Source organism: Nitrospirillum guaranorum (assembly GCF_034653275.1).
Lineage (GTDB): Bacteria > Pseudomonadota > Alphaproteobacteria > Azospirillales > Azospirillaceae > Nitrospirillum.
The window spans coordinates 1287829-1310158 of sequence record NZ_JAYEES010000004.1 but is presented as its reverse complement, the minus strand read 5'-3'; the positions used below and the strand labels follow the sequence as shown (position 1 = coordinate 1310158).

At 68.6% G+C, this 22330-nt stretch carries 18 protein-coding genes; 8 read left to right on the top strand and 10 right to left on the bottom strand.

Annotated elements, in window-relative coordinates; all coding sequences use genetic code 11:
- The first annotated feature begins 7 nt into the window (after nucleotides 1–7).
- Together UAJ10_RS27525 and UAJ10_RS27520 are read left to right on the top strand one after the other, a co-directional pair.
- Nucleotides 8–868, top strand: coding sequence for a hypothetical protein (locus UAJ10_RS27525; RefSeq protein ID WP_322918564.1), 861 nt, complete (start codon nucleotides 8–10; stop codon nucleotides 866–868).
- A complete protein-coding gene (locus tag UAJ10_RS27520) occupies nucleotides 868–1635 on the top strand; it encodes a prepilin peptidase (protein WP_322918563.1) in 768 nt (255 codons plus the stop codon). Before UAJ10_RS27525 ends, UAJ10_RS27520 begins: the two co-directional genes overlap by 1 nt.
- A gap of 3 nt (nucleotides 1636–1638) precedes the next feature.
- Here the strand turns inward: UAJ10_RS27520 and UAJ10_RS27515 are convergent, their stop codons facing one another.
- The 4 genes from UAJ10_RS27515 to UAJ10_RS27500 are packed head-to-tail and all read right to left on the bottom strand — an operon-like array spanning nucleotide 1639 to nucleotide 3872.
- Nucleotides 1639–2016: a hypothetical protein gene (locus UAJ10_RS27515; RefSeq protein WP_322918562.1), complete on the bottom strand. Its 378-nt coding sequence runs from the start codon at nucleotides 2014–2016 to the stop codon at nucleotides 1639–1641.
- Between the two features lie 15 nt (nucleotides 2017–2031).
- A complete protein-coding gene (locus UAJ10_RS27510) occupies nucleotides 2032–2775 on the bottom strand; it encodes a permease prefix domain 1-containing protein (RefSeq protein WP_322918561.1) in 744 nt (247 codons plus the stop codon).
- Nucleotides 2768–3106, bottom strand: a complete 339-nt coding sequence (locus UAJ10_RS27505) for a PadR family transcriptional regulator (protein WP_322918560.1) — start codon at nucleotides 3104–3106, stop codon at nucleotides 2768–2770. The genes UAJ10_RS27510 and UAJ10_RS27505 overlap by 8 nt, the downstream gene beginning before the upstream one ends.
- Nucleotides 3107–3122: 16 nt before the next feature.
- On the bottom strand, nucleotides 3123–3872 hold the full coding sequence (locus UAJ10_RS27500; protein WP_322918559.1) for a hypothetical protein: 750 nt from the start codon (nucleotides 3870–3872) through the stop codon (nucleotides 3123–3125).
- A gap of 311 nt (nucleotides 3873–4183) precedes the next feature.
- Between UAJ10_RS27500 and UAJ10_RS27495 the strand changes: the two genes are divergently transcribed.
- The 5 genes from UAJ10_RS27495 to UAJ10_RS27475 all read left to right on the top strand — a co-directional run bounded on the left by UAJ10_RS27495 (nucleotide 4184) and on the right by UAJ10_RS27475 (nucleotide 13627).
- Nucleotides 4184–5761, top strand: coding sequence for an aldehyde dehydrogenase (NADP(+)) (locus UAJ10_RS27495; RefSeq protein ID WP_322918558.1), 1578 nt, complete (start codon nucleotides 4184–4186; stop codon nucleotides 5759–5761).
- A gap of 71 nt (nucleotides 5762–5832) precedes the next feature.
- The gene (locus tag UAJ10_RS27490; RefSeq protein ID WP_322918557.1) at nucleotides 5833–6759 is read left to right on the top strand and encodes a Gfo/Idh/MocA family protein; all 927 of its coding nucleotides are present in this window, start codon (nucleotides 5833–5835) and stop codon (nucleotides 6757–6759) included.
- Between the two features lie 470 nt (nucleotides 6760–7229).
- Nucleotides 7230–10478 (top strand): TonB-dependent receptor, encoded by a 3249-nt coding sequence (locus tag UAJ10_RS27485; RefSeq protein ID WP_322918556.1) that lies wholly within the window; start codon nucleotides 7230–7232, stop codon nucleotides 10476–10478.
- 135 nt (nucleotides 10479–10613) lie between these two features.
- On the top strand, nucleotides 10614–12128 hold the full coding sequence (locus UAJ10_RS27480; RefSeq protein WP_322918555.1) for a tryptophan halogenase family protein: 1515 nt from the start codon (nucleotides 10614–10616) through the stop codon (nucleotides 12126–12128).
- The gene (locus UAJ10_RS27475) at nucleotides 12125–13627 is read left to right on the top strand and encodes a tryptophan halogenase family protein (RefSeq protein ID WP_322918554.1); all 1503 of its coding nucleotides are present in this window, start codon (nucleotides 12125–12127) and stop codon (nucleotides 13625–13627) included. Before UAJ10_RS27480 ends, UAJ10_RS27475 begins: the two co-directional genes overlap by 4 nt.
- 66 nt (nucleotides 13628–13693) lie before the next feature.
- Here UAJ10_RS27475 and UAJ10_RS27470 read toward each other — a convergent pair whose 3' ends face one another.
- The 6 genes from UAJ10_RS27470 to ytfQ are packed head-to-tail and all read right to left on the bottom strand — an operon-like array spanning nucleotide 13694 to nucleotide 20896.
- On the bottom strand, nucleotides 13694–15502 hold the full coding sequence (locus UAJ10_RS27470) for an IlvD/Edd family dehydratase (protein WP_322918553.1): 1809 nt from the start codon (nucleotides 15500–15502) through the stop codon (nucleotides 13694–13696).
- Nucleotides 15503–15559: 57 nt separating this feature from the next.
- The gene (locus UAJ10_RS27465; protein WP_322918551.1) at nucleotides 15560–16294 is read right to left on the bottom strand and encodes a FadR/GntR family transcriptional regulator; all 735 of its coding nucleotides are present in this window, start codon (nucleotides 16292–16294) and stop codon (nucleotides 15560–15562) included.
- A gap of 9 nt (nucleotides 16295–16303) precedes the next feature.
- Nucleotides 16304–17374 (bottom strand): galactofuranose ABC transporter, permease protein YjfF, encoded by a 1071-nt coding sequence (yjfF, locus tag UAJ10_RS27460; protein ID WP_322918550.1) that lies wholly within the window; start codon nucleotides 17372–17374, stop codon nucleotides 16304–16306.
- Entirely contained in the window at nucleotides 17374–18396 is a 1023-nt protein-coding gene (locus UAJ10_RS27455) for an ABC transporter permease (RefSeq protein ID WP_322918549.1), read from the bottom strand. Before UAJ10_RS27455 ends, yjfF begins: the two co-directional genes overlap by 1 nt.
- Nucleotides 18393–19943, bottom strand: coding sequence for a sugar ABC transporter ATP-binding protein (locus UAJ10_RS27450; RefSeq protein ID WP_322918548.1), 1551 nt, complete (start codon nucleotides 19941–19943; stop codon nucleotides 18393–18395). Before UAJ10_RS27450 ends, UAJ10_RS27455 begins: the two co-directional genes overlap by 4 nt.
- Complete coding sequence (ytfQ, locus tag UAJ10_RS27445; RefSeq protein ID WP_322918547.1) at nucleotides 19943–20896, bottom strand: galactofuranose ABC transporter, galactofuranose-binding protein YtfQ; 954 nt, start codon at nucleotides 20894–20896, stop codon at nucleotides 19943–19945. Before ytfQ ends, UAJ10_RS27450 begins: the two co-directional genes overlap by 1 nt.
- Nucleotides 20897–21249: 353 nt before the next feature.
- Between ytfQ and araD1 the strand changes: the two genes are divergently transcribed.
- On the top strand, nucleotides 21250–22245 hold the full coding sequence (gene araD1, locus UAJ10_RS27440; RefSeq protein WP_322918546.1) for an AraD1 family protein: 996 nt from the start codon (nucleotides 21250–21252) through the stop codon (nucleotides 22243–22245).
- Nucleotides 22246–22330: the final 85 nt, after the last annotated feature.

Here is a 22330-nt window from a genome sequence, read left to right as displayed (position 1 = left end):
CGGCGGCGTGCCCAGGGGAGCCGGGCGCGGAGGCCGGGACGGCTACGCCCTGTTGCTGGTCCTGTTCCTGCTGGCCATGGCCACGGCGGTGGGCCTGGTCGTCATGGGTAATGGCCTGTCGGCGCGTAAGCTGGCGCGCGTCGCCTCCATCGCGGCGGGGCAGGACCAGCGGGCGGCGGCCGCCACCTGGACCGCGCTCGATGGGCTGCTGGCGCAAGGGGATGCTGACATCCCTCCGCCCCGGCGGCTGGTGCTGGACGGCCAGGCCCTGACCGTCACCGTGGCGCCGGAAACCGGCCGCATCGACCTCAACGGCCTGTCGCGCAAGGCGTTGGCCCAGGCCATCCACACCCTGGGCTTTTCGGAAGGCCAGGCGCTGAAGGCGGCCGACGCCATCGCCGCCTGGCGCGGCATGGACCCGCCGGGGGCGAACGGCCTGGACCTGACCATCGATCCCGTGCGCGCCCTGTGGTCGCTGGAGGATCTGGATGCCATCCCGGGCTTGAACCCGGACATCGCCGCCTGCCTGCGCCGCTGGGGCACGGTTTATGCCCGGGGACCCTTCCGCGGCTTGGCGCCGCTGGTGCGCCGTCCTGGGGCGAAGCCCGCGGCGGGGGAGGAGCGGGGCGAGGGGCCGCTGGGCCTGGTCGCCGGCGGCATGGTGCGGGTGACGGTGGCGGAGGAGGGGCGGCCCCAGGTGCGCCGCAGCGTGCTGCTGTATCGCGGCGTGGGACAACAGGCGGCGGGATCCGGCACGGATGCCGAATCCCCCTGGCTGACGCTGGAATGGCAGCGTCCCGTCCTGGCCGGCCGTGACGCCTGTGTCATGACGGATCGCATGGGGACCGACCGGGGCGGGGGCCTCTGATGGGCGCGCCGGATGACAGCCTGTGGACGGCGCTTTCCCTCATGGCCGCCGCCCTGCTGGGCCTGGTGGCCGGCAGCTTCGCCATGGCGCTGGCCTGGCGCCTGCCGCGCGATGAGCCGTGGGCGATGGGCCGGTCGCGCTGTCCCGCCTGTGGCACGCCGTTGGCGCCCCCGGCCCTGGTGCCGGTCTTCTCCTGGCTGGCGCTGGGCGGGCGGGCACGCTGCTGCGGCGCCCCCATCCCCGCAGCCTATCCAGTGGGGGAGGCGCTGGCCGCGCTGGCTGTCATGGTCGCGGTGGCGCGCCTGGATTGGGGGCCCGAGACGGCGGCCCTGGGCCTGCTGGCCACCCTGCTGCTGGCTGGCGCCGTCATCGACCTGCGGCACCGCTATCTGCCTGATGGCCTGACCCTGGCGGTCGCCCTGTTGGGCCTGGGATGCAGCCTGGCGGGCTGGACCGTGGCGCCGTTGCCGGGTCTGGCGGCGGCCGTCCTCGTCGTCCTGCCGTTGCTGGCGGTGCGCTGGGCCCTCAGCCGGCGTTTGCGCCGGGTGGCGCTGGGCCTGGGGGACGTGAAGCTGTTCGCGGCCGCCGCCTGGTGGATCGGCCCGGCCGGCATGCCCTGGCTGGTGCTGCTTTCCGCCGGCCTTGGCCTGGCGTTCTATCCGCTGTGGTGGCTGGCCAGGCGCCACCGGGGGGAGGAGACGGCGGAAATGCCCTTCGGCCCGGCCATCGCGCTGGCCTTCTACGGGCTGGCCTGTTTCAGCCTCTGATCGTCACTTGTCGCCGGTATAGGCGGCGCGGCACTCGCTCACGTTGGCGCAGTTCAGCGACTGGGCACCCGCCACGGTGCCGGTGTTCGCGGTGTTGTTGCGGGTCAGGCGGTCGCCCCGGCTGACGGGCGGCGGCTCGGGGGCGTAGATGCCTTTCAGCCGGCCGTATTCCTCGTCATGGAAGGCCTTCACCTCTTCCGGCGAGGGCAGGAAGCTGGGGGTGACGATGATGTCCTCACCCATGGTCGCGTCTTGGCCCGGGTTCGTGGCCGGGCCGGCCGCTACCGGGGCGCCGCTCTGCGCCCTGGCGGCACCCGGCGACAGGGCGGCCGCCAGGATCAGCGCGAGCCGGCCCGCGCTTTGGATCGATCGCAGTGTCATGATCAGCCCCTTGGGTCAGCTTGGTATCAAGGCGTCGTCGTCGCTGGCGTACTCCGTCACTGCCTTGCGCCAGACATGCCAGGCGACGTAGGGCGCCAGGGTCAGCAGCAGGTTGATGGCGATGTGCCGCAGGCAGTCGTTCAGGCCGGGCCAGGGTGTGGCCAAGGCGAAACGGATTTCCAACTCCATGATGCCGTGCGGGTCGGTGGGCCGGATGAAGTCCAGGGTGCCGCTGCCGCCGACGATTCCCACGATCAGCATGGCGACGCTGGGCCACAGCGCCGCCATGCGTTGGCGGGTGGCCATCCAGGCGAAGACCGCCGCCAGGGCCAGGGGCAGGACCAGGCCGTGAACATAGGTGATGGTGGCGAAGGCGCTGTCGAACCAGTCGGGCAGCACGGGCCGGGCTTCCGGCGTGGGGCGATGCGTTTCCACGATGGCGGCGACGGCGGCGATGGCCAGCCCGTATGTCATCGCCACGCCCAGCATCGACCCCAGGCCATAGACCGCCCAAGGCGCCCGGGCGCCCCAGGACCGGAAATCGCCGCGCGCGACCATCGCGCGGACAAGGTCGTCGGCCGTGCCCAGGCGGGCCAGGGCGCGGCTGTGCGCCTCGTCCGGGGCCAGGCCGGCGGCCCGTTCCTCGTCCGCCAGGTCGGCGGCGTGGTCGCGCAGTTCCGCGACATAGCGGCGGGCGTGGCGGGGGGCGATGCCGGCGGTCAGCAGCCGGTGGCGCAAGGGGCCGAACATCTCAGGCATGCTGCACCCCGATCAAGATGGCGTGGATGGCGTCGGTCAGGCGCGACCAGTTGCCGGCCAGATTGTCCAGGCGCTGGGCCCCGGCGGCGGTCAGGGCGTAATAGACGCGGCTGCGGCCGTTGACCGTCTTGCGGCTGGAGGACAGGGCGCCGTCGCGCTCCAGCGCGTGCAGCACCGGGTAGATCACGCCCTCGCCCAGAGCGATGGCGTCGCGGCTACGCTCCCGGATGGCCTGGACCAATTCGTAGCCGTACATCTCCTTCTCCCGCACCAGGCGCAGGATCAGCAGCTCGGGCACGCCGCTCATGAAGTTGGAATTGTTCTCCGCCATGGGCCGTCTCTTGTCTTCAGGTCTCGATCAGGTGGCCGTGGTCCAGGCCGCCGGGGCTGGGGGGAACGGCCTTGCGCCAGATATGCCAGGCCAGATAGGGCAACAGGGTCAGCAGCAGGATCGCGGCGGCGTGCCTGAAGGCCATGTCCAGGTTGACGTAGGGGCAGATGAAGGACCAGCCGACCACCAGCCTGACATAGTCGTCGGGCGTCTTGGGCAGCTGCACCTCCGCCACGCCGGTGCCGCCGACGACGCCGACGATCAGCAGCGCCACGCTGGGCCACAGTGCCGGCATGCGCTGGCGGGTGGCCATCCAGGCGAGGCCGCCGCCGATCAGCAGCGGCAGGACCAGGTTGTGCAGGTAGCCCAGGGTCATGGTCGCCGCACCGAACCAAGGGGGCAGGATGGGATGGGCGCCGGGGGCGGGGCGATGCGCCACCAGGATGCCGACGATGGCGCCCAAGGCCAGGCCGTAGGTGGCCAGGACGCCCAGCAGCGGGGCGATGCCATAAACCGCCCACGGCGCGCGGGCGCCCCAGGACCGGAATTCTCCCCGCTGAAGCAGCGCCTGGGCCAGAACCTCCCGCCCGCCCAGGCGCTTGAGCGCCACCGCCCGCGCCTCCCGCAGGGGCAGCCCCGCGGCCATCTCCTCCGCCGTCAGGTCGGCCGCATGCTCCCGCAGTTCCATGACGTAGCGGCGCGCATGACGGGGGGCCACACCGGCCGTCAGCAGGCGTTCACGCAGGGCGTGGAACAGGTCGGACATGCGCGTCTCCCGAAGTGAATGACGAAGGCGCGCCGAAGCGCCGCGCGATACCTTGCAACACGAGGCATAATGCCTTGTGTCGCGAGGTATGGCAAGGGGCCGGCGCCATGGCTGCCCCGCCATTGCATGTTACCGGTATCAAGCCTACATTCCGATCGCGACCGTCGATACCGCGCGACCGGGCTAGCGTTGGCCTGAACGGCACGACTGCCGGGGAAGTGTGGATTTATCGTACAAATTTGGCTAACAAGGGGCGGCGCCCCGGCAACAGGCCACCCGTCGGGGGGCCACCAGAGGGATAGGAACACCAGATGTCTTTGCACGGTAAGCTGCTGATCGGCAGTGCCCGCGTCGCCACCGACGCCACCTTCACCGCCATCGATCCCGCCACCAACGGGGCTCTGGACACCGCCTTCGCCCAGGGTGGTCCCGACCATGTGGCCCAGGCCTGCGCGCTGGCCTGGGACGCCTTCGACACCTTCCGCGAAACCAGCCTGGAGCTGCGCGCCAGCCTGCTGGAAAAGATCGCCGACAACATCCTGGCCCTGGGCGACGCCCTGCTGGAGCGTGTGGGCCAGGAAAGCGGCCTGCCGCGCGCCCGCCTGGAAGGCGAGCGGGGCCGCACCATGGGCCAGCTGCGCCTGTTCGCCAGCGTCGTGCGCCAGGGTGACTGGCTGGGCGTGCGCGTCGACCCGGCCTTGCCGGAGCGTAAGCCGCTGCCCCGCGCCGACCTGCGCCTGCGCCACATCCCGGTGGGCCCGGTGGCCGTGTTCGGCGCCAGCAACTTCCCCCTGGCCTTCTCCGTCGCCGGTGGCGACACCGCCTCGGCCCTGGCCGCCGGCTGCCCGGTGGTGGTGAAAGGTCATCCCGCCCACCCCGGCGCCAGCGAGATGGTGGGTGAGGCCATCGCCGCCGCCGTCAAGGAACTGGGCTTGCCCGAAGGCGTGTTCAGCCTGCTGAGCGGCACCACGAATGAGCTGGGCGGCGCGCTGGTCGCCGACCCGCGCATCAAGGCCGTGGGCTTCACCGGCTCCCGCGCCGGTGGCCTGGCCCTGGTGCGCATCGCCCAGAGCCGTCCGGAGCCCATTCCCGTGTATGCGGAGATGAGCAGCATCAACCCCGTGCTGCTGATGCCCGCCGCCCTGAAGGCGCGTGCCGAGGCCCTGGGCCAGGCTTTTGTCGGCTCGCTCACCATGGGCGCCGGCCAGTTCTGCACCAACCCGGGCCTGATCATCGCCCAGGACGGCCCGGATCTGGAACGCTTCATCGCCGCCGCCACCGAGGCCGTGGCCAAGACCACGCCCCTGGTCATGCTGACCCCCGGCATCGCCAAGGCCTACAAGCAGGGCGTGAAGGCCCTGGCCGACAGCCCCAGCACCACCATCCTGGCTCAGGCGGCCGAGGGGGAGGGCAACACCTGCTCCGGTGTGCTGTTCAGCGTGACGGCGGCCGACTTCCTGGCCGACCCGGCCCTGGCGCACGAGGTCTTCGGCTCGTCCTCCGTCATCGTCCGCTGCCCGGACATCGACGCGGTGAAGGCGGTGCTGGAAGGCCTGGAAGGCCAGCTGACCGCCACCCTGCACCTGGACGAGGCGGACTATGACGCCGCCGCCGCCCTGCTGCCGACGCTGGAGCGCCGCGTGGGCCGCATCCTGGCCAACGCCTGGCCGACGGGTGTCGAGGTCTGCCATTCCATGGTGCACGGCGGCCCGTACCCGGCCACGTCCGACGCCCGCACCACCTCGGTGGGCACGCTGGCCATCGACCGCTTCCTGCGTCCGGTCTGCTACCAGGACCTGCCGGACGCGCTGCTGCCGGCGGCGGTGAAGCATGGCAATCCGCTGGACCTGAACCGCCGCGTCGATGGTGTGGTGCAGGCCGGCAAGTAAGTCGCCGCTGGGGGCGGGCCGGAAACGCGGTCCGCCCCTTTTTCATAAAAAACAGGGGAGCCCGAGAGCGCATGTCACCGATCAAGATCGGCCTGGTGGGTGTGGGCAAGATCGCCCGCGACCAGCACCTGCCCGTCATCGCCGCCAATCCGGACTATGAGCTGGTGGCGGTGGCCAGCCGCAACGCCACGCTGGACGGCGTGGACAGCTACGGCAGCCTGGACGCCCTGCTGGACGCCCGGCCCGAGATCGAGGCCGTCGCCCTCTGCACCCCGCCGCAGGGCCGCCACGCCCTGGCCCGCCACGCGCTGGAGCGCGGCGTCCACGTCCTGCTGGAAAAGCCGCCGGGCGCCACCCTGGCCGAGGTGCACGACCTGGTCGGCCTGGCCAAGGACAAAGGTCTGGCGCTGCTGGCCACCTGGCACTCCCGCTACGCGCCGGCCGTGGAGCCGGCCCGCGCCTGGCTGGCGGGCCGCACGCTGACATCGGTGTCGGTGTCGTGGAAGGAGGACGTGCGCCATTGGCACCCGGGCCAGGAGTGGATCTGGCAGCCGGGCGGCCTGGGCGTGTTCGATCCCGGCATCAACGCCCTGTCCATCATCACCCACATCCTGCCCCGCCCCCTGGTGCTGAAGGCCGCCACGCTGGAATTCCCGGCCAACCGCCAGGCCCCCATCGCCGCCCAACTGGACTTCCAGGACCTGTCCGGCGTGCCGGTGCGGGCGGAGTTCGACTGGCGCCAGACCGGCCCGCAAAGCTGGGACATCGTGGTGGAAACCACGGATGGCACCCTGGCGCTGAACCGCGGGGGCGCCGCCATGAGCATCGACGGCGTCGCCCATCTGGAAGAGCCGGAGGCGGAATACGCCAACCTCTATGCCCTATTCAGCCGCCTGGTGCGCGAGCGGCAGGTGGACGTGGACTTGGCGCCGCTCAGCCACGTGGCGGACGCTTTCCTCTGTGGCCACCGCGTGCTGGTGGATGAATTCCACGACTGAGCGGGACCGCTCAGGTTATAGAGGTCAAAAGCCGGCGGCACCCCCGCCGGCTTTTTTCATAGCCGCTATGAAAGCGCTTGCGGGGAGGGGCTTAGGCCGGAAGGCTTAGGCCGAGTCGGGCGGATGCCGCCTCCGTAACCGTGTTTGCACAACCGTGATAGCGGTCCACGGCTTTTCCCGGGCACTGTGGCTTCGCTGCAAAGCCCATGATTAATAATACATTTTTCCTTTCTAATTTGCGACTGGCTTCGACCAACCATTGCAAGTTCGTGAACGCGGCCTTGACAGGGTTGTCAGGCCTTATCAAAGATGCCGGGCTTGCTGGTCCGACAAAGGGTCGCGGCGACAAAAACGCGGGGGAGGCCATGGACAACATCACAGATCCGAAGACCGACTGACGCACCCGGCCGCCAAGGCCCGGGGCCGTTTTCTGCGTCCACAAATAAATAAATTAAATTGGGAGAGAAAAGATGCGCCACACTTCAAAGGCCATCGCACTGCTATCCGTCTCGGCACTAGCGTTCACTTGCGCCAGCCTGGCCTATGGCCAGACTGCGGCCGACACCAGCCAAAAGGACGATTCCGGTCTAGATGAGATCGTCATCGTCGGTATGCGCAAGGCGTTGAACAACGCACAGGAATTCAAACGCAACTCCGAAGAGATCGTGGACTCGATCTCCGCCGTCGACATCGGCGCCCTGCCGGACCGCTCGGTCACCGAGGCGTTGCAGCGCGTGCCCGGCATCAGTATCGGCCGTACCGACGAACCACGCGACATCGACCGTTTGAACGTCGAAGGGTCCGGCGTGCAGATCCGCGGCTTGACCTGGGTGCGCTCCGAAATCAACGGGCGCGACAGCTTCGGCGCCAAGAACGGCCGCGCCTTGGGCTGGGAAGACGTCACGCCCGAACTGGCGGCCGGCGTCGACGTTTATAAGAACCCCTCGGCCGACATCGTCGAAGGTGGCCTGGGTGGCACCATCAACCTGCGCACCCGCATGCCGTTCGACAGCGACGGCCAGATCATCGGCCTGTCGGCGGACGCCACCAACGGCGACCTGCGGCACAAGTGGACGCCCTCGGCATCGGGCCTCTACTCCAACCGCTGGGACACCAAGATCGGTGAGATCGGCATCCTGGTGGACGTGGCCCACTCCGAACTCAGCAGCCGCCTGAACGCGCTGGAGGTCGACCCCTACAACGCCCATTCCACCAAGACCCAGTCGTCTTACGACGGCGGCACGACCTTCAACTTCAACGGCGACAATTCCATCAGCGGCCAGCCGAAGTCGGTGGTCATGGTGCCGACCGGCGTGGAATACCGCCTGGAGGACCGCGACCGCACCCGCGACGGCCAGTATGGCGCCTTGCAGTGGAAGCCGAATGACGAGCTGGAGTTCTACGGCACCTACTTCCGCTCCACCTCCAAGCTTGTCAGCACCGACCATTTCGCCCAGACCTCGGCCTGCTGCTCGGCCACCAACAACCAGAGCTTCCTGAACCAGCCGGCGGCCGGCACCGGCTTCACCTTCGATGGCGACGGCAATTTCCTGACCGGTACCATTGTTGACGGCGGTGGCGGCGGCAATGGTGTCGCCAACAGCTTCCTGCTGAACCTGGGCACCCGGTACGGCGAGGAAAATGACGAGACCTGGGACGCCTCGGGCGGCGTGAAGTGGAACCACGACCGCTGGCACGTCAATGCCGACTTCCAGCGCATCTTCTCGCGCCGCGATGACTATGACATGACCGTCTACAACACGGTCACGGCCACGGGCGGCGTGGGCCTGGACCTGCGGGGCGACCTGCCGGTCATCAAGATGCAGAACCTGACGGCCACGCCCAATGTGTTCAACCTCTACGCGGCCATGGATCACAATGAGATCGACAAGGCCGATGAGACCGCGGGTAAACTGGACACCGTCTACGATGTCGACGGCGATTTCTTGAAGTCGCTGAAGTTCGGTTTTCGCAGTACCGACCGCCATTCCATCCAGCGCGATGGCGGGTATAACTGGCAGCTCATTTCCGCCCCGTGGGCCTTTGCCCAGACGGCGACGGCCGGCCAATTCCCCGAGCATCAGGAAGTCATCAACTTCAACAACTTCTTTGGCGGCAGCATGCCGTCCCTGTGGATGCCCAGCGTCGATCTGGCCAAGAACAAGGGGTTGTTGGCCAGCTATATGCAAAAGCTGCTGTACACCCCCAACTTGGGCAAGAATTTGCCGGCGGTCCCGCCGGGCTATTATGGCGCCACTGCCAACAGCCCGTTCCCCGCGGGCAGTCTGGCCAGCTATCTGCCCACCTGGGCCGCCGCCAACGTTGATGCCAATGGCAAGCTGATCAACCCCGCGCAACCGGTGAACGGCATCACCCTCTGGACGCCCTTCAACGGTAATTACGACTATGCCCCCACGTCCACCTCCGGCTTAGGCACCAACGACCAAACGGAACGGACTAACGCCATCTATGCCCAGATGCGCTTTGGTCATGAGAACCTGTTCGGTTGGAATCTGCCGTGGGATGGCAATATCGGCGTCCGCGTCGTGCGTACGGATACGGAGTCGACCGGTCTGGGCCATGTGGCCTCGGTGGTTCAAGCGGGCGATCTCAGCGCGTATTCGGCCGATGCCCTGCGGGCGCTAACATTTGCCAATGGCGCCAACACCATCACCTCGTTCAGCAACCACTACACCGATGTCCTGCCCAGCCTGAACCTGAGGTTCAAGCCGCAGGATGACATGGCCATCCGTTTCGCGGCCGCCACATCCATCGTGCGTCCCGACTTTTATCAGCTGACGCCGTCCTTCACCATGAGCGGGACGTATCAGAACCGCCTGGCTACGGCGGCGGACAATGTCATCAACAGTGCCACTCATCAGCCGTACACTCAGCAAGAGCTGAACGATGCCGCCAACCGGGGCGCGCCAGTCATGTACAACACCGGCGTCTCCTTCGCCTTCAACACGGGCAATCCGAAGCTGAAGCCCATGCGGGCCCAGTCGTTCGACCTGTCCTACGAATGGTACCTGAAGCCGGGCTCGATGGTTTCCTTCGGCGTGTTCGACAAGGAAATCTACGACTACATCCAGAGCGACCAGACGGTCGTCCAGGTGACCAACAACGGTATCACCCAGACGGTCGTCGGCAACGTGCCGCAGAACCACGGCCATGGCCGCATCATGGGCCTGGAAGGCCAGTTCACCTACTTCTATGATTTCCTGCCGGGCGTCCTCAGCGGCCTGGGCACGGACATCAACTTCACCATCCTGGACAGCAGCGGCACGCAGAACACCTCCGGCAGCGTCTTCGATGGCAGCCAGATCGGGGCAAGCAAGCTGAAGCTGCCGCTGGAACAGCTGTCGACCTACACCCTGAACGCGGCGCTGCTGTACACCAAGTACGACTTCGACTTCCGCCTGGCCTACAACTGGCGGTCGCGCTACCTGATGGCGGCCTCGGCCTCCAACGTCCAGGCGCCGGCCTACATGGAAGACTACGGTCAGCTGGACGCCTCGCTGATCTATTCGATCAACGAACATTTCAAGGTCGGCGTCCAGGCCGCCAATCTGCTGGCGACCAAGAACGTCATCTCGATCGACGAGCGTGACAACTGGTACTACGGCACCCAGGGCAACATGAGCGACAGCCTGATCTACAAGCACAACTACACGGTCGCGGACCGTCGCTACTCTCTGGTCTTCCGCGCGGTTTACTAAGAGCTCGGTAAATATGGTAAGGGCGGCTCCGGTGGGGACACCGGCGCCGCCTCCGTTGAGATGGAACAAGGAAGCCGGGCCGCGGGCGGTTAAGCTGCGGCCTGGCTTCATACGTCTGGTTTCGGGGGGAATCCCATGTCCGCGTCAACGGTCACGCGTCTGGTCATCGTCGGCGGCGGCACCGCCGGGTGGATGTCCGCCGCCTTCCTGTCCAGCCTGTTCCCCGCCCGCCAGCTGTCGCTGACGGTGGTGGAATCCGCCGAAATCGGCACCGTCGGCGTAGGCGAGGCGACCATTCCCCCCATTCAGGTCTTCAACAAGGCCGTGGGCATCGACGAGGCGGAGTTCCTGCGCGCCACGGAAGGGACCTATAAGCTGGGCATCGAGTTCGTGGACTGGCTGCGGCCGGGCCACCGCTACATGCATCCCTTCGGGCAGCCGGGCCAGGCCATCAACGGCGCCTCCTTCCATGCCTGGTGGCTGCGGCTGAAGGCGGCGGGGTATCCCCACCCGCTGTCCGATTTTTGGTTGACCGAGGTGATGGCCCGCAGGGGCCGGTTCGACTTCCCGTCGGCCGACCAGCGCTCGCCCAAGTCCACCCTATCCTATGCCTATCATTTCGATGCCGGCCTCTACGCCGGGTTCCTGCGGCGCATCGCGGAATCCCGGGGTGTGCGGCGCGTCGAGGCCACGGTGGCCAACGTCGCGCTGGACGGCGCCGACGGCACCGTCAGCCACCTGGACCTTGCCGACGGGCGCCGAGTGGACGGTGATTTCTTCATCGACTGCACCGGCTTCCGTGCCCTGCTGATCGGCCAGGCGCTGGGCCAGGCCTATGAGGACTGGTCGCACCACCTGCCGGCCAACCGGGCCGTGGCCGTGCCGTCGCAGCGGGTGGCGGCGCCGGTGCCCTATACCAGCGCCACGGCGCGCGCGGCCGGATGGCAATGGCGCATCAACCTGCGCCACCGCACCGGCAACGGCTATGTCTATGTCAGCGACCTGATCAGCGATGATGAGGCGGCGGCCACCCTCATGGCCAACCTGGACGCGCCCGCGCTGGACGACCCGCGCTTCCTGCGCTTCACCACGGGCCGGCGGCGGTCGCGTCACAAGAACGTGCTGGCGGTGGGCCTCAGCTCCGGCTTCCTGGAGCCGCTGGAATCCACCAGCATCCATTTCATCCAGCACGCGCTGATCAAGTTCGCCGCCACCTTCCCGCTGGCCAAGGACGACCCGGTTTCCGCCGGTGTCTTCAACCGCATCATGGCGGACGAGCTGGAACAGGTGCGCGACTTCCTGGTCTTCCACTATCACGCCAACCAACGCATGGGGGAACCGCTGTGGGACCGGATGCGCGCCATGGCCGTGCCCGACAGCCTGGCGGAGAAGATGAACCTGTTCCGCACCCGGGGCTTCGCCATCTTCCCCAACCAGACCCTGTTCCAGGAACCCAACTGGCTTGCCGTCCTGCTGGGCCAGGGGCTGGAGCCCCAGGGCTACGACCCCCTGACCGACGTGGCTCCGCTGGAGGAGGTGCGCGCCGGCTTCGACGCCATGCGCCGCACGGTGCGGCAGGTGGCGGATGGTTGCCGCCCGCATGAGGCCTTCCTGGGTGAGGCACCCGCATCCGTCAGGACCCACGCATGATGGCGAACCCGCTCCGCCGTATCCTGATCGTCGGCGGCGGCACCGCCGGCTGGATGGCCGCCTGCGCCCTGAACCAGGCGGTTCACGTGGCCAGTACGCGGGTGGAGCTGGTGGAATCCGACGCCATCGGCACCGTGGGGGTGGGGGAGGCGACGGTCCCCACCATCCGACAATTCAACCATGACATCGGCCTGGATGAGGCCACCTTCCTGAAGGCGACCCAGGGCACGTTCAAGCTGGGCATCGAATTCCAGGACTGGCGGGCCAAGGGCACGCGCTTCTTCCATGGCTTTGGCGACTACATCGTCAATGCCGGACCGTTTTCCACCTTGAACCATTGGCTGGTGGCGCGGGACCTGGTGGGTGAGGCCGCGGGCGATTTCGACGCCTATCACATGGCGGCGGTCATGGCTCGCGCCGGGCGTTTCGCCGCCCCTGACAACGACCCCCGGTCACCCTACTCCTATTTCAATTACGCCTTCCATTTCGACGCTGGGCTGTACGCGCGCCTGCTGCGCACCAAGGCGGAGGCGGAGGGGGTGACGCGCCACGAAGGGCGCATCGTCGCCACCGACCTGCACCCCGAGACCGGCCATATCCGCTCCGTCCGGCTGGAGGATGGCCGCGATCTGTCGGCGGACCTGTTCATCGATTGCTCGGGCTTCATCGCCCTGCTGGCGGACAAGGCGCTGGGGGAACGGTTCATCGATTACGGCCATTGGCTGCCGGTGGACCGGGCGTGGGCCGTCCCCACCGCCAACGCCGGACCCGTACCGCCCTACACCCGTGCCACGGCGCTGGAGGCGGGATGGCAGTGGCGCATCCCCCTGCAGCACCGGACCGGCAACGGCTATGTCTTCTCCAGCGCCCATGTCACGGAGGAGGCTGCCCGGTCGCGCCTTCTGGCCAATCTCGATGGCCAAGTGCTGGGCGAACCGCGCCTGCTGCGTTTCCGGACCGGCCGGCGGGAACGGTTCTGGGCGCGCAATTGTGTCGCCATCGGCCTATCCTCCGGCTTCGTCGAGCCGCTGGAATCAACCTCCATCTCCTTGATCCAGGGCGGCATCACCCGCCTGATCAGCCTGCTGCCGGACCTGTCGTTCAATCCCGGGCTGGCGGCGGAGTACAACCGCGTCCAGGCGCTGGAGTTCGACCGCATCCGGGATTTCATCATCCTGCACTATGCCCTGACCCAGCGCGACGACACGGCGTTCTGGCGGGAGCGGCGCGGGATGACCCTGCCCGACACCCTGGCCCATCGTATCGAAACCTTCCGCGAGACGGGCCATGTGGTGTTGCTGAACGAGGAAACCTTCGTCGGCCCCAGCTGGCAGGCGTTGTTCATCGGCCTGGGCCTGATCCCCAAGCGCCGCGATCCCCTGATGGCGGCGCAACGGCGCGACGAGATCATCGAAACCCTGCGCCTGCGCCGCACCAGCCTGGCGACCGCCGCCCAGCGCCTGCCCACCCATGCGGAGTTCCTGGCGCGGCTGGGCTGATCAATCACCCATAAGAAAAGGCGGCGGTGCCACCCCAGCACCGCCGCCTTTGTCTCGAACCGCGCCTCAGTGGTTGTCGCGCGGGATGCCGTTGGTCTGGGCCACGCGCTGGTACTTCACCGCGGGTTCCAGCACGGCGCCGTCGCCCAATTGACCGACCATGCCGCGCTGGATTTCCTGCCACGGCGTCTGGCTGGCCGGGTACTGATAGCCGCCGGCGGCTTCCAGGGCCTGGCGGCGGGCGGCCAGTTCGGCGTCGCTGATCAGGATGTTGGCGGTGCCGGCCTTGAGGTCGATGCGCACCCGGTCGCCCGTCCGCAGCAGGGCGATGGTGCCGCCGGCCGCCGCCTCCGGCGAGGCGTTCAGAATGGAGGGCGAGCCGGAGGTGCCGGACTGCCGGCCGTCGCCGATGCAGGGCAGGGCGGTGATGCCCTGCTTGATCAGGTAGGCGGGCGGCCGCATGTTCACGACCTCGGCCGCGCCGGGATAGCCCACCGGGCCGGCGCCACGCATGAACAGCAAGGTGTGGGCGTCGATGCCCAGGGCCGGGTCGTCGATGCGGTGGTGATAGTCCTCCGGCCCGTCGAACACCACGGCCCGGCCCTCGAAGGCGTCGGGGTCGTCGGGGTTGGACAGGTAGCGGTCGCGGAACTCGTCCGAGATCACGCTGGTCTTCATGATGGCGTTGTCGAACAGGTTGCCGCGCAGCACCAGGAAGCCGGCATCCTTCTTCAAAGGCTTGTCGAAGGGACGGATGACGTCGGGCAGCTTGATCTCGGCGTCGCGGCAGTTGTCGCCGATGGTCTTGCCGTTGGCGGTCAGGGCGCCCTCGTGGATCAGGCCCTGCTTCATCAGCTCCGCCACCACGGCCGGCACGCCGCCGGCATGGTGATAATCCTCACCCAGGTACTCGCCCGCCGGCTGCAGGTTCACCAGCAGCGGCACCTTGTGGCCGTGGGTCTGCCAATCCTGCAGCTCCAGCTCCACGCCGATGTGCCGGGCGATGGCCGCCAGGTGGATGGGGGCGTTGGTGGAACCGCCGATGGCGGAGTTCACCACGATGGCGTTCAGGAAGGCCTCGCGCGTCATGATGTCCGACGGCTTCAGGTCTTCGTTCACCATCTCCACGATGCGCTTGCCCGTCTCGTAGGCGATCTGCTGACGCTCGCGGTAGGGGGCGGGGATGGCGGCGGAGCCCGGCAGCTGCATGCCCAGCACCTCGGCAAGGCTGTTCATGGTCGTGGCCGTGCCCATGGTGTTGCAATAGCCGGTCGAGGGGGCGGAGCTGGCCACCAGCTCGATGAACTTGCGCTGGTCGATCTCCCCGGCCGCCAGCATCTGGCGGGCCTTCCACACGATGGTGCCGGAACCGGTGCGCTCGCCATTGTGCCAGCCGTTCAGCATCGGACCGACGGACAGGGCGATGGCCGGGATGTTGACCGTGGCGGCGGCCATCAGGCAGGCCGGCGTGGTCTTGTCACAGCCGATGGTCAGCACGACGCCGTCCAGGGGATAGCCGTGCAGCAGCTCCACCAGGCCCAGGTACGCCAGGTTGCGGTCCAGGCCGGCCGTCGGACGCTTGCCGGTTTCCTGGATGGGGTGGACGGGGAATTCGATGGCGATGCCGCCAGCCTGGCGGATGCCCTCGCGCAGGCGCTGGGCCAGCACCAGGTGGTGACGGTTGCAGGGGCTGAGGTCCGACCCCGTCTGGGCGATGCCGATGATGGGCATGCCCGACTGCAGTTCATCCAGCGTCAGGCCATAGTTCAGGTAGCGCTCCAGATACAGCGCCGTCATGTCCGGGTTGTCGGGGTTGTCGAACCAGGCGCGGGACCGCAGTTTGGGCTTGCCGTTGGAAGGATCGGACGACGTCATTGCGGGGCTTTCTTCAGGAATGCGGTCAAGGCGTTGAATGGAAAGGCGAGGGGAACTTCAGGCGGCGTCGGGATCGGGCAGGTCCAGCCGGCCGAACCCGGAATCGATGACGGCCAGCATGGCGTGCGCGGCGGCCGTGCTGTCTCCCGCCTCGATGGCGTCGGCGATGGCGGCGTGGCTGTCGACCACCTCCTGCTGCAGGACGGTTTCATCCACGGGGGATGAGAGCGAGAACGAGGCCAGCAGCGCCGCCTCGATCACCGCCGCCAGCGACCGCATCATCGGGTTGCCGGAGGCGGCGCTGACCGCGACGTGGAAGGCCAGGTCCGCCTCCGCGAAGCTGCGGCGGTTGTGCCCCGGCTGCGCCATGCGGGCGACGGCGCGGCGCATGTCGGCCAGCTGCTCGGGCGTGCGGCGCTTGGCCGCCAGGGCGGCAGCGCGGGGTTCCACCGCGCTGCGCATCTCATACAGGTGGCGGCGCATGGCATCGTCTAGGCCCAGGCTGACGCGCCAGGACAAGAGGTCGGCATCGAAGAAGTTCCAATGCGTCGGGTCCTGCACCTTGGTGCCCACCCGCGTCTTGGACACGACCAGGCCCTTGGCCGCCAGCGTCTTCATCACCTCCCGCAACACCGTGCGCGAGATCTGGAAGCGGACCAGCAGGTCCGGCTCCGGCGGCAGGTTCACGCCCACGGGCAGGGCGCCGCTCAGGATCTCCATGCCCAGGGTGCGCACGATCTGTTCATGGTGCGACAGGGGACGTTCAGGCGATGACCAGGTCGAAAGGGTCATGGGCGCGGCTCAGCTGGCGGACGGCGCGGCGGCGCCGGAGGAGGGACGGGAGGCGGGGGCCGAGGCGGCCGGATTGGGCGTGTTGGGCGCGGCGGGCCCCGCCCCCGATCGGCCATACCGGGCGGAGGCCACCAAAATCAAGCGTTGTACGGCGATGAACACGAAGAGCAGGGCCCCGATGGCGATTTTGGTCCACCAGCTGGACAGCGTGCCGTCGAAGGTGATCCAAGTCAGGATCAGCCCCTGGATCAGCACGCCGATGAAAGAGCCGGCCACGCCGCCCACGCCGCCGGTCAGCAGCGTGCCGCCGATGACCACCGCCGCGATGGCGTCCAACTCCACGCCCGTGCCCGTCAGGGCATAGCCGGACCGGGTGTAGAGGGAGAAGACGATGCCGGCCAGCGCCGCCATCAGGCTGCAGAAGGCGTGCACCAGGATGGTGGTCCGGCCGGTGTCGATGCCCATCAGCTGGGCGAAGTGGGCGTTGCCGCCCAGCGCGAACACCCGCGCGCCGAAGCGCGTGCCGTGCAGCAGGATGCCCCCGGCCAGGAAGGTCAGCAGCATGATGCCCGCCACCAGCGTCAGCCGTCCGCCGCCGGGCAGGGCCAGGGCGGCGCCCGCCAGGGTGTCGTAGGCGGCGTTGTGGATGGGGATGGAATCGGTGCTGACCAGCAGGGCGCAGCCGCGGGCCAGGAACATGGCCGTCAGGGTGACGATGAAGGCCGGCGCCTTCAGGTAATGGATGGCGGCCCCCACGCCGGCGCCGAACAGCCCGCCCAGCGCCAGCACCAGGGCGAAGGCCAGTGCCGGCGGCAGGCCGGCGCCCTCGATCAGGCGGGCCAGCGCCACCGTGGTCAGACCCATGACGGCGCCCACCGACAGGTCGATGCCGCCCGCCACCACCACCACGGTCATGCCCACGGCCAGGATGCCCAGGAAGGCGTTGTCGGTCAGCAGGTTGCCCATGACGCGCAGGCCCAGCATGGCCGGGTATTGCACGGCGCAGACGGCATAGATCAGGACGAAGACCACCACCGTCGCCAGCAGCGGCAGGGTGCGCGTATTCACGATCCGGCCCATCACGCCCTGGCCTCCTTGTTCTTGAGGCGCGCCATGAGGCGGGTGGCCACTGGCCGGAAGGCGGGGGATTGCTGGGTCAGCACGGCGGCCACCACCAGCGCCATCAGCACAAGGTTCAGCTCCGGTGGCAGGCCCGCCCGCAGGATGGCGGTGCGCATGGCCTGCAAGACCAGGGCGCCCAGGACGGAACGGCCGATGCTGAACCGTCCGCCATACAGGCTGGTGCCGCCGATGACCACGGCCAGGATGGCATCCAGCTCCAGCCACAGGCCGGCGTTGTTGGCGTCGGCCCCCTTGATGTCGGCCGTGGCGATCAGGCCGGCCAGGGCCGCCATCAGCCCGGACCAGACATAGACGGCGCCCAGCACCAGGCCGGTATGGACGCCGGCCAGGCGGCTGGAGCGCGGGTTGGTGCCCACGGCCTCGACGAACAGGCCCAGCGCCGTCGCCCGCACCAGCAGGCCGGTGAGGCCCGCGGCCGCCAGGGCCAGCACCACCGGCAGGGGCAGGGCCGCCAGGGTGGCGCCGGCCACGGCGATCAGGTGCGGTTCGGTGAAGGTCAGGATGCGGCCTTCGGTCACCAGCTGGGCGATGCCGCGCCCCGCCACCATCAGGATCAGGGTGGCGACGATGGGCTGCAGCCGGAACACGGCCACCAGCAGGCCATTCCACAGGCCGCAGACCAGGCCGGTGCCCAGGGCCGCGAGGATGGCGGCGGGCCAGGCCAGCCCCGCGTTCACCCCGGCCGCCGCGACGGCGCCGGATATGGCCATGATGACGCCCACCGACAAGTCGATGCCGCGCGTGGCGATGACCGGGGCCATGCCCACGGCCAATAGCATGACAGGCGCCCCCCGATTCAGGATGTCGATCAGGCCGCCGAACAGCCGGCCGTCCTGCAGGCGCAGATCCAGGAAGCCCGGTGCCACGAAGACGTTGACCAGCAATGCCAGCACCAGCAGGGCCAGTTGCGGCCGCGCCGCCTTCAGGCGGACCAGGATGGCGTTCATGAAGGCGCTCACGCGGCACCTCCCGTGTGAGGGTGGTCCGCCGCGATGGCGTTGACGATGGCGGCGGGGGTGATGGATTCCCCCTCCAGCAGGCCAGCGGGGGCGCGGTCGCGCATGACCAGCACGCGGTCGGAATAGGCGGCCACCTCCTCGATTTCCGAAGAGATGACGTAGAGCGCCATGCCCCGGTCCCGCAGGTCCTCCAGCAGGCGCACGATCTCGGCGTGGGCGCCCACGTCAATGCCGCGCGTGGGCTCATCCAGGATCAGCAGGCGGGGTTCGGTGGCCAGCCAGCGGGCCAGCAGGGCCTTCTGCTGGTTGCCGCCCGACAGCAGCTGGATGGGCTTTTCCGCATCCGGCGTGCGGATGTCCAGCAGCTTGATGTAGCGGTCGGCCAGTTCGTGCTGCTGCGCCGTGGACAGCCGCCGCCACCAGCCGCGCTTGGCCTGCAGGGCCAGCACGATGTTCTCGCGGATGCTGAGGCCGGCGACGATGCCGTCCAGCTTGCGGTCCTCCGGGCAGAAGCCGAAGCCCAGGCGGATGGCGTCACGCGGGCTGCGCAGGGTGACGGCCTTGCCGTCGACAAGCAGCTGGCCCTGGTCCGCCGTCTCCACCCCGAACAGCAGCAGGGCGGTTTCCGTGCGGCCGGAGCCCAGCAGGCCCGCGGCACCCAGCACGGCGCCGACGTGCAGCTCGGCATCGAAGGCGCCCACCAGCCGGCGGCGGCCCAGGCCTTCCGCCCGCACCAGCGGGGCGCCGGCGGGGGCGGCCGCGGCCGGACGGCGGCTCAGGTGGCTTTCCGCCGTGGGCGTCTTGCCCAGCATCATGGCCACCAGGTCCAGGCGGGGCAGGTCGGCGGTCCGCCGCTCCCCCACCAGCCGGCCGTTGCGCAGCACGGTGATGCGGTCGGTCAGGGCGTAGACCTGGTCCAGGAAATGGGTGACGAAGACGATGGCCAGGCCCTGGTCGCGCAGGCTGCGCAGCAGGATGAACAGGGTCTGCACCTCCGCCGTGTCCAGGCTGGCGGTGGGTTCGTCCAGGATCAGCACCTTGGCCGACAGGTCCACCGCGCGGGCGATGGCGATCAGCTGCTGCACGGCGGTGGAAAAGTCCGACAAAGGCCGGCTGGCGTCGATGCTGAGGCCGAAGCGGCGCAGCAGGGCTGCGCCCTCCCGGTTCATGCGCGAGCGGTGCACCAGGCCCCAGCGCGTGGGCTCGCGCCCCAGGTACAGGTTCTGCGCCACCGACAAATTGGGCAGCAGCGTGATCTCCTGATAAACGGCGGCGATGCCGGCCCGGACGGCGCCACCGGGCCCATCCGGGTCGATGTCCACGCCGTCCACCGTGATGGTGCCGCCGTCACGCGGCTGGGCCCCCGTCAGCAGGTTGATCAGCGTGGACTTGCCGGCGCCGTTCTCCCCCAGCAGGGCGTGGATTTCGCCCGCCCGCAGCGTCAGGTCCACGCCATCCAGGGCGCGCACCCCGGGATACTGCCGGGTCAACCCCCGGGCCGCGAGCACCACCGGGGCCTCGGCCGCCGGGGTTCCGGGAACGGCCATCAGTAGAGGTCCTTGCGCCGGGCGTATTCGGCGGCGGCGGTGTCGGGTTCATACAGCTTGGACGGCGTCTGCACCCACTTGGGCGGCGGGGCGTGGTCCTTGCGATAGGCCAGCAGGACGTCATAGGCGCGCGGCGCCATGTCCGGGGCCAGTTCCACCGTGGCGTTGGCGTCGCCGTCGGCCATGGCCTTGAAGATGTCGGGCACGCCGTCGATGGACACGGTCAGGATATCGGTGCCCGGCTTCAGCCCCGCCTCCTTGATGGCCTGGATGGCGCCGATCATCATGTCGTCGTTGTGGGCATAGACGGCGCAGATGCTGCCCGGCGCCTCGGCCTTCAGGAAGCCCTCCATGACCTCCTTGCCCTTGGCACGGGTGAACTCGCCCGACTGGGTGCGCACCAGGTGCAGGTTGGGGGCGGTGGCGATGGCCTCCTCGAAGCCCTTCTTGCGGTTGGCCACCAGGCTGGCGCCCACCGTGCCCTGGATTTCCACGATGCGGCAATCGCGGCCCTGCACCTTGCCCGCCAGCCAGCGGCCGGCCACACGCCCCTCCTCGATGGTGTCGGAGGTGACGGCCGTCAGATAAAGGTCGATGTTGGGCGTGTCGATCTGCCGGTCCAGCAGGATGACGGGGATGTTGGCGGCCTTGGCCTCGCCCAGAACCTCATCCCAGCCGCTGGAGACCACGGGGGCCAGCAGGATGGCGTCCACGCCCTGCGCGATGAAGGACCGCACGGCCTTGATCTGGTTTTCCTGGCGCTGCTGCGCGTCGGAGAATTTCAGGGTGATGCCCCGCTGTTCCGCCCCCTGGCGGGCCAGCTTGGTCTCCGCGGCGCGCCAGCCGGATTCCGACCCGATCTGGGAAAAGCCCACGGTCAGGCCCTTCTTGTCGCCGCTGTCGCACCCGGCGGCCAGGCTGGCCAGCAGCACCGCGGTTCCGATACCCAGCATCCGGCGCGCCAGACCCTGGCGAGAGATTTTCCGGCTTCCCAGCAGCGTTTTCATATCCATCCCTGTGTCATGTTCACCCCGTCGGGGCCGTCCGCCGGCGCTCCTTTCCCAGGAGAGGGCGACCGTTTGTTATGGGTCATATGATATTATTTATGGAGGCTACTCAAGCCCCTTTGCGTCCATCGACGCCGTCCCCCGAGAGACGATGTCGCTTGCTTCGGAAAAGGCTTGGACTAGACAGAAATAGTATTATTAAATGAGCACGTCCAGCCCTCTGGTGCCGTCATCTCGGCCCCGGCCGGACCACAGTCACGCAAAACAATCATCCCAAAACAATCATCAGGGAAACACCCATGGTCCTGCGTCTCCTCCAATATGTCGACGCCACCGGCGCCCGCGCCGTCGCCGCCCGCCACGATGATGGTCCGGCGCACACGGTGCCGGGTGTCGCCAGTGTCTATGAGCTGGCGCAGCGGGCCATCGCCGCCGGCACGGGCCTGGCGGCGGTGGTCGAGGCGGCGGGCGTGGGTGGCCCCGTGGACCTGGCGGCACTGGTGGCCGAGGGCCGCCTACTGGCGCCGCTGGACCATCCCGATACCGCCCACCTGCTGGTCACCGGCACGGGGCTGACCCACCTGGGGTCGGCGGAAGGCCGGGACAAGATGCACAAGGATTTGGCCGATCCCGCCAAGCAGACCGACTCGATGCGCATGTTCCGCCTGGGGCTGGAGGGCGGCAAGCCGGCCGTTGGCCAGGTTGGCGCGCAGCCGGAATGGTTCTTCAAGGGGGATGGCGGCATCGTCACGGCGCCCGAGGCGCCGTTGGCCTCCCCCGCCTTCGCGCTGGACGGCGGGGAGGAGCCTGAGATCGTGGGCCTCTACGTCATCGGTCCCGACGGCACGCCCTTCCGCCTGGGCTACGCCCTGGGCAACGAGTTCTCCGACCATGTGACGGAGCGGCAGAACTATCTCTACCTGGCGCATTCCAAGCTGCGCCCCTGTTCCTTCGGGCCGGAGCTGCTGGTGGGGCCGCTGCCGGCCGACATCCGGGGGACGACGCGCATCGTCCGCGATGGCCAGGTGGCGTGGGAAAAGCCCTTCCTGTCGGGTGAGGCCAACATGTGCCACAGCCTGGCCAACCTGGAACACCACCACTTCAAGTACGCGGGCTTCCGCCGCCCCGGCGACGCGCACGCGCATTATTTCGGCACCGCCACCCTGTCGTTCAGCGATGGGTTCACCACCCGGCCGGGCGACCGGTTCGAGGTGGAGGCCGCACCCTTCGGCCTGCCGCTGCGCAACCCGCTGGCGGTGAAGGACGTGGAAGCGGTGACCGTGACGGCGCTGTAAGCGCCACCAGCGCCCATCCTACGCCGGATGGGTGGTTTTTGACGACGACACCTCTGCAACCGCCCTCCCCACCCGGGAGGGCGGC